The 13,262-nt window shown below is 34.8% G+C and carries 3 protein-coding genes; all 3 read right to left on the reverse strand.

The window, feature by feature from the left end; all coding sequences use genetic code 11:
• Positions 1-1,731: choice-of-anchor L domain-containing protein (locus BM024_RS03605; RefSeq protein WP_177190156.1), on the reverse strand; the 1,731-nt coding region annotated here is incomplete at its 3' end.
• Between the two features lie 57 nt (positions 1,732-1,788).
• Positions 1,789-6,903, reverse strand: a complete 5,115-nt coding sequence (locus tag BM024_RS03610; RefSeq protein WP_090678102.1) for a choice-of-anchor J domain-containing protein — start codon at positions 6,901-6,903, stop codon at positions 1,789-1,791.
• Positions 6,904-7,305: 402 nt separating this feature from the next.
• A complete protein-coding gene (locus BM024_RS03615) occupies positions 7,306-13,221 on the reverse strand; it encodes a choice-of-anchor J domain-containing protein (RefSeq protein WP_090678103.1) in 5,916 nt (1,971 codons plus the stop codon).
• Positions 13,222-13,262 lie beyond the last annotated feature (41 nt).

Raw genomic sequence — 13,262 nt, forward strand, 5'->3', positions numbered from 1 at the left:
AGTAACCTCTTCATAACAACCTTCCTCGCCATTTCGCTGAAGAACATAGAAAGTATATTCTCCTGAATTGTCTATTACATCTCCCGCCTTATACTCAATTCCTGTTGCTCCAGCTCCTGTATAATAATACGTATTAGCCTCTAAAACCGGGAAAGTATATTGAGAACAAACATCTACATCATTTGGTTTTGTAGGAACTTGTCCTACTTCAAAACGAATACTCATCTCGAAAACACCATAACAACCCGTAGTTAAATCAACCACGCGTATAAACTTCTTAATCGTTGAAGCAGAAGACTCAATTAAATAATGATCAGTAGTTTCTATAGCATTTAGTGCATCATTAGCATCTTGTTCCGTATTGTAATAGCTAATCTCATAGTTTGTCTTATCCAAACCTTTGAACATACCTGTCTCAACATCAGTCAAATTAACGTATTGCTCCTCCAATGAATGGCTACACAAAATCAATGCAGCTGGTGACTTTATTTTATCCGATAATGGAGGGAACATTTCTACTACAATGCTTCCTGAAATCTCACATTTTACTTCTTCGTAAAAACCTACTGCTTTGTATACACCTGATTCACTAACCTCTAAACTTGGTTTGTCTTCCCCAACTATAAGTTCGTCATCTTTATACCAACTAATCTTAACATTGTTTGGAGATAATCCAGAATCAATTGTTTTCGATTGTGAATCACAAATAGCTGTATTATCCTTTATCAATAAATCTGCTCCAAGATCCAAACCACCTAAATCAAAACTTCTCGCATTAAAAAACACAGCTGAAACGTGATTCGTATTACAATAATCTACCATCGCAAATTTAATTCGATACTTCACACCTGGTTTTACAGCTGTGGGTTCAGAACTCATTGGAATAGTCATCCCGATATAGTTAATCGGAGCTGTAATAGGATCATCATGCCCATTTCCGTAATATTTCCCAAAATACTCTGGATTAACACTAAAACAATCAGCTCCAGAAATATCGGTATCACGAACCGTTGAAAGAGATATAGGTTGATTTGTACCAGGAACCAATGCAAGATTTTGTCCTTGTCCTGTTTCAATTTCAGAGAGCCAAGCTGTGAAAAGAGCTCCTCCACCCCAACAAACAACAGTACAATTATGCAAATAACTCTCAGATGCCAATAAATAATCAAACCTAATAGTGTCCTTGATTGGAACGAAATCGAACTCTAAAGTAGAAACAGACTTAGTACCTGCCCAAACATCACCTCCAACACTTGATATTACATTGTTTAAATCTTCATCACCCTCCCAAGCCGGTATCATTCCTCTTACTCCTGCAGGTCCACCAGCAACACCATAATCATAATAAGGACCAGGGGTAGTTGCTATATCATGAGTTGCTAAAACAATTCCCTCTTCAAATGGAAAGGTGGAACCATTTTTATTAAAATAACCCAAAGACTTCCCTCCTAAATTTGGTCCTGTTTTATAAACAACATTACTTACTAAATCACAATCAGATTGAATCAACACCTCTTTCACCAACTCCTCAGTCGTGTATTTATCGCCATTTTTACTTACTGTTACATAGTTATACTCACTAGTAGAAATACACATAGTAAACAAAAAATTCCCTTTTGGTAAACCAACTCGAACATAATATTTATTACCAGGTATTAAACCACTAATAGTAAAAGACCTATCATCCTTAGACGGAGTCCCATATGAACTATCAAATTGATAACAATCCACAAAAGAAGTAAAAATATTAGAACAATTACCTGAAAAAACCTGATAAGAAATAGATGGTCACTCAAACTTATCAACACTTATAAAATTATCAAAAGACAACAAATGAGAGGATGAAGTCGCGGTAAATTCAAACCACAATTCAGTTTCATGTAAAAAACCCATACAATTTGGAAATGGATTAGGCTTTCCAGGAGTAGAAACAACAGGTGCCCCCACACTCGAAACGCCAAGTTTTCTAACACAATCTGCTCCAGAATTAACCGGAATTGTAAGAGCACCTGCACACCCACCATTTGTAGTAACTTTCGTCGGTCCGTTTGCTGGTGTAGACCAGTTACTCATATCCGTTCCACCTGGACACTTCGCGCGAACATAGATGTGATACGATTTACCACTCGTAAGTCCAGTTGCTTTGTACTTAGGAGTTCCTGTAACTACTACACCACTTGTTCCTGTTGGAATTGGTGTACCATATTCCACTACATAAACCTCCCACGAAGTAATTCCTCCGCTTTGCGTCCACTCAACATCAATCGTATTGGTTGTATAATCTGTTACTGTTACATTACTCGGTTCTGGACAAGAAGTTGCTTTTTCAATTGTAACGTAATCAAGTCCTATAGTCATAGCACCTTTTGTCATAGCATGCCATGCAATGTTCACATTTCCAGAAATACCTGAAATATAAATAACCTCTTCTTTGTAGATTTCATTATTATAACCTTTCTTACTTAACAAAGTCGTCGTAAAATTCGATATATCTGCGCCTGTTGTTGAAAGTAACACTTCAAACTCATTCAGGGTTTTAGGATTTGTTTTATAACGATATTTCAACACATAATTAGTGCCCGCTGTAAAAGCAATAGTAGGTGAAATTAAATATCCATCCGCTTGTGCTGTTGTAGATGTTTGGTTGAACTGCATCAATCCATTACCTTCAAACGGCCAAGTAGTATTTGCAGTCCATTTAGTTGTTGCTCCAACACCTTGAGCAATTGTCCAACAACGAATTTGTTTTGAATCACTATTAAATCCAGCTGTAAAAGGAACTGTGTAAATATCACAAGCCGTGACAAATGCAAACGGTCCACTCCACTCACTAAATGTACCATTTCCACAATCGGTACGAACATAATACACATAATCCGTGTTTGATACAAGTGCTTTACCATTGATATCCTTATCTGCAACAAAATCTTTGGATGTTGTTGGCATTCCAGCATCCTTATCTGTAGGAGCTATCTGTTTGGTTTCCTGAATCATGTATTGCCATGCTGTAGCACCAAAAGCATCATCCCACATTAAGTTCACACTGGTACCTAGAATATCCTTAACCCCTAAATTAAGTGGCTGACCACAAGTCGTAACTTCATCTATAAACAAGTTATCGATGGTTATATTCTTAGCGCCAATACCACTAACTCTAAAAGCTAAATGCATATCTCCAGAAATCCCAGTAAAGAAATAGATTCCATCTTTGAAAGTAGCAGACTTATAGCTCATTTTAGGAGCAATCGTTTGTGTGAAATCGGCTAAAGAAGTCCCTTTAGTAGAAGCTAAAACTTCCATCTCATTGTTCCCACTACCTGTACCTTTATAATTAAACTTAACTCGATACGTCTTAGTAGCATCTAAGTTCTTAAACAAGGGCGATATAAACCAATCGTTAGAATCAGCTGCACCAGATTGAACAAAACTCATTGAATGAGAGCCCTCGTATAAATTAGAAGTGCTCTGCTTCCAAAGACTAGCTCCCGTATTACCATTTACCATAGACCAACAAGGAAGTGAATTATCAGTTCCATTAAACCCTTCCCAAAAAGGTAGCGTAGAATAGGTACATCCAGTTCTAAAATAATAAGGTCCCGTCCATTCGGTTTTTGAACCATCACCACACTTCGTACGAACATAAAATTCATACCATGTGTTTCCTTCTAAATTACCACCAAAATTATCTTTAGTAACATTTACTTTATTCTTAGAAGTCGCAGTACCATCTTTTAAAGGAGGAGCTATCAAGAACGCTTTTTTTCGTACAAAATATTCCCAATTGGTAGTTCCGAAATCATTATCCCAAAAGATATCTGCCGAAGTTCCCGTTATATTTTCAGCTCCTTGGGTAAGGGGTTCTGTACAAGTAGTAACCTCTTCAATCCTAAAATCATCAATATAGATACGTGACCCCCAATTTTTAAAGTCTTCAGCAAAGAAAGCAATACTCACTTCACCCTCAATTCCACTAAGCAAGAATTTATGCTTTTTCCATGGAACATTTTCAAAAACAGTATTAGGCAATAAAATCTGAGTGAATTTCTCTTTCTCTCTTCCAGATTTTGACAATCTAACTCCAAATTCAGATTTAACACCTGGCTCTGTACGATGCATAAAAGTAACGCGATAAATTTTGTTCTTCTCAAATTTAAAAAGAGGAGACATCAACCAATCGTCATTTTTATTATTTGATGAATTTGAGAAATACATGGATTTATCACCTTCATAAGCCTTATAATCTGCTGCAAACCATTCTCCAAATCCACCATACCATGGCCTATCATTATTTCCATCTACAATCTTCCAGCAATACTGCGTATCCGTATTTGAATTAAACCCTTCCTGATATGGAATAGGCATAATCTCACATTCTGTTCTAAACACCAAAGGACCTACCCATGCGCTAAATTTACCTTCACCACAACTTGAACGAACATATACTTTATATTCCGTATTTGGTTTTAACGGAGCACTTGGGCTATTTGTCTTAGTAATTGTAGTTGGCTTACTTTTAGCCAATGTTCCTGAACCAACTGGTGGAGTATTCAATCCATCCTCGGGCATAACATAATATTCCCATGACTCATTTTTAGGATCTGTCCAAGATAAATCTACACTTGTAGTTTTACTTTCTGTAATAACCAGATCTTCTGGAGCACGACAAGTAACTTTTTCAATACTAAATTGATCTATTTGTATTTGCCCCTTAGTTCCCGTCACATGAAAACCAATATTAGCAACCCCTGTTACGCCATCTACATATACAATTTTCTTAGTATAAATAGGCCCTTTATAAGTTAATGTAGTTCCTATTGTTTGAGTAAATGCTGAAGGATCAATTCCACTTGTGGAAAGCTTCACTTCTACATTTGCCGTTGTATTTTGATCTATTCTATAATAGAATGTAACTGCATACAAGTCTCCCGTCAAATTAAATCCTGGAGAAATTAACCAATCATCATTCACTGGTGAATATCCTGCATAATACATACATCTATCTCCCTCATGAACCGTATATTGTGATTGTCCCCACTTATTACCACTACCACTTACATCACTATTAACATCAATAATTCTCCAACAATTTAAATCACTCTCAATTGTATTAAACCCTTCTTTATATGGTACATTTTTTGCAAAACATTCTGTTTTAAAAATCAAAGGTCCAACCCAATCACTATATGTATTATCCAGACACTTAGAGCGTACATAAAAATAATATTCCGTATCAGCATTAAGATTGTTTCCAAAATTATCTTTATCTCCTACAATCTCATTTTTAGTTACTTTCACAGGAGTACCTGTAATGGTACCAGTCGCAGCATCTATAATTAAATATTCCCATTCCGTTGCAATATCATCGTCCCATTTGAACTTTGCGCTATCCAATTTAAAATCTGACACAGATACCCTTAGAGGCTCAGTACAAACGACACTTTCAAGTTTAACATTCTCTAAATAAAACCAAGTTCCTCCCTTAGCAGTAAGATGCCAAGCAATATTTACTTTTCCAGTTATACCATGTATAAAAATTGTTTCTTTTACAAAGTTCGATTTTTGATAGATGCTATTCGGAAGAAGAGTAGTAGTAAAATCACTTGGTGCTTTTCCTCCATTATTAGATAATAAGACCTCAAATTCATTTCCACCAGAAGAAGAAGTTTTATAATAGTACGTTAATTTGTACAATCCACCATCTAATTCAAAATTAGGTGTTATTGCATAACTATCGTGAATATCTGTAGCTGTATATGAATTAAGAAATAATCCTCTATCTCCTTCCATCTTGTAGTTCGTAGACAATTGAAAAACACTTGCGCTTGAAGATTTACTAGTATCTAATGTCCAACACTCTACATTCAAAGAATTTGTGTCAAAAGTTTCGTAAAATGGAGTAGGAAATACACCACACTTGGTCATGAATTTTATAGGACCAACCCAATAACTTTTTTCCGAGGTAGAACATACGGAACGATACCAAACATAATAGTAAGTACTAGCATCCAAGTTTAGAAAAGTATAAGTAGTTACACCTTTTGCAGGAATAACACCAGTGGTTCCCGTAGGATACTTCTGGTCTTTTCCAATAAATAATTCAAAATCTGTAATAGAACCATTTGGAGCTGTCCAATTAACAGTCGCTTCATCCAACTCAATATCTTTGACAGCGAGTCCTTTTGGCTCTAAACAAGTTACCTCATATATAGACACATTATCAATTGCTGCTGGAGGTTGATTAAAAGTATATTGATTAGAATTCCATTGGAAAACAATTTTTACTTTTGTTCCTGCGTATTTACTCAGGTTAACCTTTAAGATTTCTTTTTTAAAGAAATCTTGATTGTACATATCTTCTTTCAATAATAATCCACCAGAACTAGCATTGATTCTAAGATTTGTTGGAGGCAAAAATGTTTCCGGAATAATCCATACGCTTAATGCATCTCTTATGAAAAGAGTATTCCCTTCTCCTTTACATCTCCAATCGAAACTCACTACATAATCGGTAGCTCCAGCAGGCACCGTAAATGCAGGACTAATGGCTAAACTAACGTCTTCAGTTGTAATAGACGCTCCATAATTATTAGTAACGCCATTATCATCCGAAATATACAACGATTTACTACCACCGTTTGCAACAGCAGTTCCGACATACCATTTGTTTACATCAGAATTAATTAAACTCCAAGTCTGTGGAGTTTCGAAATCATCATTAAAAATTTCGCCCGTGGCAAGAGCCAAGGAAGCGTTCAAGGTTTCATTAAAAGCATCCTTAGATGGGCTAATTATTTCGGATATGAAATCCGATAAAGAAAACGTTTGTAACTTTTGATGAGCAAATAACCAATAGCCACAAAGCATGGTAAGCGCTAAAAAAATAGTTGTTAATTTTAGTTTCATTATTTAACAGGTTTTGTTGATTCTAATGTGCCAAATATAGCTAAAAATATTAACCTTTTTTTGTGACAATGAATTATAATAAACCCTCATTATCCACCTGTAAAACTTTCAATAACCTAATCAACAGCCGATTAACACAATAAAAACCACAAGACCTATGTTAAAAAAAATTTTAACATACTCATAACTTAATCAATTAACACTTACACTATTTATCATAACACAATTTATTTCAAAATTTATTAATCAAATCAACAAAACTCACCTTGCTTTATAAACAAAAAAGACTGCCCATAAAGGGCAGTCTTAAGCTTCAAAATATTGACTAATCTATTAATTGAAACTTTGGTAATATAATAACTAATACTAAATCTACAATTTTAGATAAGCGATTTTTTTACATTATCTATTGATTTGCACCCAGCCAGTCCTAGTTATTCCATGCGATATCACTACATAATAGTAGGTCCCATCAGGTAGTGCATTTCCATTTTTATCTTGTCCCATCCACTCTGTGGTATAACCTTTTCCAAAAGCATAAACTTCGGAACCATAACGGTTAAATATCTTCAAGTTATAAACTCCATTATTGCTTAAATCAAAGAAATCATTAAGTCCATCTCCATTTGGAGAAATTCCCTTTTGAATTGGACACTGTTCATATTCAATTGTAAAACTACTCTCATCTGAACACAATCCATCTTCTGATTCTGCATAAACAAAGATCGTTTGAGCATAAGGAATAACAGTTCCTGCTTCCAACGCATATCCATTCCCACCAGATTCACTAAAATATCTATTGTATTTTGATAAAGGTTCTAACTTATATTTTGTGCAATCCAAAACCTTATCTTCAAAAACATCTGCTTTTACAGCTTCTGTAATTGAAACTTCATAATTGATTTCTTCAAAACACCCCTCTTCGCTATTTTTTTGAAGAACATAAACAGTATGTATTCCCGGAACATCTAATACCTCACCAGCCTTATATACCACACCCTTTCCTGCAGATTCTAAATAATAATATTGGCTAGGTTCTAGAGTTGGAAATGTATAAACAGCACAAATAAAAACATCATCTCTTCCTATTGGGAACTCACCTGATTCTACGACAATTCTAAGTACAAAAACTTCGTGACAACCTGTTATAGTATTATCAACTCGAACATAGATGTTTTTTGCCTTTGGATAAGTTCCTAATGAATAAACAAGAGTGTTAGCTTCCTCGATTGGAGATTCTTTCAAATCTGCATCTTCCTTTGTCTCAAAATAACTTGTAGTAAAACCATCTTTTCCTAAAGAACCAAACATTCCCAATTCAACATCTGTAAGATTCACATCTATTTCATTCAAAGAATTTGCACAAACAATTATATCTTCAGGTCGATTGACTACTTTTGAAATTGCAGGAAAAATCTCCACTTTTACAGTTCCAGAAGACTCACAATTAAGTTCAGGGAATTTTGCTTTCACTTCATATACTCCAGATTCGCTGACCTCTAAAGTTGGTTGATTAGCTCCTTTTATTAAAACATTATCTTTAAACCAATCAATCTCTGTCTTTAATTCATCTGAAAGTTTAATTCCAGAATCTATTATTGCTGTTTCTCCATAACAAATTGCATTATTACTCTCTACTAATAAGTCTTCTCCTAAATCTAGGCTCCCTAAATCAAAACTTCCCGCATTAAAAAACACCGCCGAAGAGTGAGCTACTGTCGCACAAAAATCTATCATGGCTAATTTTATGTGATACTTCCTACCTGGGACCACGTGTACTGTTTCCGATTCCAACGGAACCGTTAAACCTACAAAATCAACATAAGCCCCTAAAATATTATCACCTACAACACTGTAATGCTTCCAGTAAAGATCAGGATATGAACTACCACACGATCTTCCTGTTCTATTTGAATCTGTAATTGTATTTAATGATATAGGTATATCCGTTCCCCTTATTTTTGCTAAATTCTGTCCTTCTCCTGTAGTTGAATCAACCAACCAAGCAGCGAACAATGCTCCTGCAGCACAACCCACATTTGTACAATCTTTATGATAACTATTTGATGCCATCAAATACTCGAACTTTATAGAGTCTTTTACTGGAATAAAATCAAACTCCAATTGAGTAACTCGCTTGTCCCCAACTCCATTTGGAGAACCACCAGCATCATTTATCACTTCATTTATATCAACATCACCAATCCAACGTTCCGCATTTCCCCCTCTCGCTCCAAAAGGAGAAGCTTGAGCAGGTCCTGGGACGTATTGAACCTCATTTGTCGACAATACTATTCCCTCTTTAAAAGGAAAATCTGTTTTACCTCTGTTAAAATACCCCAAAGTATTATAAGACATTGCTTTAGTTCCTCCATCTCCATTTTGGTAATTAATATTTGATACTAAATCACATTCCGATTTCACTAACACCTTTTTTACCAGATCATCAACTGAATATGTATCTCCACTCGCACTTACTTCTAAATAGGAAGCAGTAGTCAAACACAGACTTAAAACTTCTTTTACCAAGCCAATATTCTCAGCCAACCTTACATAATACTTATTTCCAGGAATCAAATCTTTTAAAAACACTTCGGTTGACTCAGTAGTGTAAGTAAAACACTGAATCGAAATATCAGTAATCGACGAACAACTTTGACTGTAGATAGCTCCATAAATAGTACTTAAAACTGAACCATTCATGCTAGTTCTTTCTTTTAAATTTAAAATATGTATATCATTTGTAGCAGTAAACTCAAACCAAACATCAAATCTCGTTTTTGTTATACTTGGATTACACAATGGTTCTTTAACCAATGATAACCCAGGTGTTACAAAAGATACTGTCAATTTTTTCTCACAATCTAATCCATCATTAATGGGTATTTCATAAGCCCCATCACAATTATTATTTGCCCCAATTAGAGTTGCAAAATCGATACCCGTTCCCCAATTACTGTTAGTCTTTCCATCTGTGCATTTAGCCCTTACATAAACAGTATAAGCCTTACCTGAATCTAAACCTGTAATTGTTGTTTTAGGATTATTCTTAACTATTACAGTTTTAACTGGTACTGCTGTAGCGGCTTGCTTATAATCAACAACAATCACTTCCCACTCGGTTACACTACCATCCTGAGTCCATTCCACATCGAGTGTAGAACTAGTTATATTGTCAACCTTTATGTAGTATGGTTCTGGACACCCCTCCACTTTCTGTAAATTAATATTATCTAAATACAGATTTGAATATCTTGTGTTAGATCCGTTTACATGCCACGCAATATTTACCTCGCCCTTTATTCCATCTAAAAACACTACCTGCTCTACGAAACTACCTATTCTATGTATAGTAGAAGGAACCACAACAGTTGTAAACTTAGATACATCTATCCCTTCCGTTGATAAAAGAACTTCAAATTCATTATTGTAAGTTGGAGTAGTATTCGTTTTAAAATAATATTTCAATACATACATACCTCCATCTAAATTAATAGTAGGAGAAATCAACCAATCTGAAAAAACATTGGTAAAATCAGCTGAAGTGTTTAAAAACATTCCTTGATCTCCCTCATACATAGTATTAGCAGCTTTAATGTTTTTCCATGTTACCCCAAGGTCCACCAATTCACCTTTCTTATTAACTAAAGTCCAACACCTTGTAGACTTTGAATCTGAATTAAAACCTTCCAAAAAAGGTGCTTCAAAAACACTACACGATGTAGTAAAAGTATAAGGTCCCTGCCAAATACTATATTGTCCCCCTCCACAAGTTGTGCGAACATAATACTCATAGTCCGTATTTGGCTTCATTTTTTGACCTGACTGCTCTTTAGATATAGCATTTACCTTATTAGTAGTAGTAGCTGTTCCATTTGAAGTGGGCATTCCCTTACCTCTTTCCTGCACAAAATACTCCCAACTGCTAGAACCAAAATCATCCTCCCACATAATATCTACTTTATCTATATCGACATTATCGACATTCAAATTCATTGGCTCTACACATCCGAACACCTCTTCTATGAAAATATTATCTAAATAAAGAGCCGTCGATTGTGTATTAGAAGTTACATGCCAAGCTATATTAACATCCCCACTTAAACCACTGATAAAAGTATATTCTTCCGCCCAATAAGCACTAGCATCATATTTCTTTTTTTTAGCAATAATTTTCGTGAAATCAATAGGATTAACTCCTTTGTTGGACCCCAATATCTCGAACTCATATTCACTTCCAAATGCAGTATTTGTTCTGTAATGATATTTTAATCTATACACCTTTCCTGCCTCAAATTGAATTGTTGGAGAAATCATCCAATCATCATGTGGTAATTTTACTCCTATTACATTACCTTGATAGTACATAGAATGAGAACCTTCAAAATTCGCAAATGAAGTCTTCCATGTATTATAACCAGTAGGAATACCTGAAGAGTTATTAGAATCATTATTTACATCCACAGTAGTCCAACAATTCACTGTATTTGTGTCGTTATTGAAACCTTCCCAAAAAGGTGTCTTAAAAATGCTACAAGTGGTTCTAAATGCAAAAGGTCCAACCCAAACACTATATTCACCGTTACCACATATAGTACGAACATAATACTCATATTCGATATTCGGTTGTAACGTATTTCCAAGGTGGTCTACTCCTACAGTTACCTCTTTAGAATTCGTCGCGGTTCCCCCTCCAGCTGGAGTAGGACCTTTTGATGTTTGAACAATATATTCCCAATTTGCACCAAAATCATCATTCCATGTCAATACTGCACTCTGTTCCTTTTCATCTTTGGTATTTAATTTCATAGGTTCTGGACACCCCACAACCTCTTCAAAAAAGACATTGTCTATATACAAACTTGTGGCAGAAGAAGCAGAAATAACCTGCCAAGCCAAATTCATTACCCCATCAACAGCTGTAACAAAGGTTTTCTCTTCTACCCAAGCATCACCACTATGCTCCTTAACACTTATAAGTGTTTTATTAAAATCTTTAATATTAATACCGTCTGTAGAAAATTTCACATCAAAATCATTTTTAGTAGCTCCTGCTGTTCTATAATGATATCTCAATCGATAATATTTTGCTAGTTCTACTTTGAGTGGTGGAGAAATCAACCAATCATTATGAGGCAATTCAGAAATAATTGAGTTCATTCCATTGAAAAACATAGAATGAGTACCTTCATACTTAATAGTCATCGTTTTCCAAATATTTGGTCCTGTAGGAAAAGTAGAGTCTTTATTAGCATCCATAATTGTCCAACATGAAAGTGTGGTTGACCCATTATTAAACCCTTCAAAGAAGGGTAGTCCATATGGATCACATAACGTTCTAAACAGTATAGGCCCCATCCAATCGCTGTTTTTTCCACCACCACAAGACGACCTAAAGAAAAACTCATATTCCGTATTTGAACTAAGTTTAACACTTCCTGCACCATTAACTTTATCTACAAAAATTGATTTTGTTTTGGAGAGATATCCACTTCCTACAGGTACTGTTCCAGTTCCTGAATTCTGAACAAAATATTCCCATTCACTATTATTTAAATCTGTAATTTCAAATACAGCACTACCAGTCCCTATATCATTAATTGTAACTTCTTCATCGGGGCCAATACAATCGACTTTCTTAATAGTAACTTTATCAATAAAAACAAAAGATGGTCCTTTTCCTTTCACATGCCATGCAATATTTACATCTCCAATAACATTGTTTACATAGAGACTCTTCTTAGTCCATGTACCAACATTTCTTCTTTTTGCAGGTTCTAATACTGTTGTGAAGTCTACAGTAGCAATACCACTTGTTGAAAGCAATACCTCAAATTCATTATCATTCGTGTTAGTAGTATTGGTTTTATAGTAATAACTTATTTGATAAATTCCGCCCGCCATAACAACCTTAGGAGAAATTAAATAATCATCCTGAATTGCAGAAGTACCATAAAAATACATCGAACGATCACCTTCATAAGGAATAGAGTTAAATTGCTTCCAAGCGTTATTACCTGAGGATATTCTATCGTTATTGTTATCTAACAAAGTCCAACAATCAAAAGTAGTTGAGTCTAAATTAAATCCTTCAACAAAAGGTGCATTGAATGCAGAACAACTAAAAGCTGTTAAAGCATTTGAATTTTTATACTCATTTTGCATTGTATCCATAGAATTTACCTTATGATAAATCAATAGAAATAGCTCAGGAGAATAGCTTTTTCTTTCCCATAAGGAATCGTTTTCTTTATTCCCTCCAAAAGAAAGCGAGTATGAAATAATTGATAAAATAAATACTAAGGTAATTTTCTTCATATTTTTGATATTTTGGAACCTATATAAAATTGTATTTTCTT

Source organism: Myroides guanonis (genome assembly GCF_900114085.1).
Taxonomy (GTDB): Bacteria; Bacteroidota; Bacteroidia; order Flavobacteriales; family Flavobacteriaceae; genus Flavobacterium; species Flavobacterium guanonis.